The sequence below is a fragment of the Seonamhaeicola marinus genome (assembly GCF_008085455.1).
Map to the genome: position 1 here is coordinate 1 of NZ_VSDQ01000836.1, position 357 is coordinate 357.

At 37.5% G+C, this 357-nt stretch carries 1 pseudogene; it reads left to right on the forward strand.

The features are described 5' to 3' along the window. Nucleotides 1–325: pseudogene (gene rpsP, locus FUA24_RS23785) on the forward strand (30S ribosomal protein S16); the annotation flags it as partial. Nucleotides 326–357: the final 32 nt, after the last annotated feature.

The window sequence follows — 357 nt, forward strand, 5'->3', positions numbered from 1 at the left end:
AACAGATACCGCTAAAGGATTATTATCTTACAAAGGTGCATTATTAAAAAACCATTTAGCAGGTGGTGTAAAAAAAGGTGCTTTAACTGAAGAGCAAGCCGAAGCTAAATTCAATGCTTGGTTAGAAGACAAAGCTGCTAAAATTCAAGCAAAAGCTGATGGTTTATCTGAAGCTGATGCTAAAGCTAAAGCTGAAGCGCTTGCTGCTGAGAAAGCTGTTAACGAAGCAAGAATTGCTGCTGCTGCTGCACCAGTAGTTGAAGAAACTGAGGAAGCTACTGAAGAAACTGCTACCGAAACTGAAGCTACAAACGAAGAAGAATAAAAATTAATTTTTTATACTTTTAAACTCCGGTA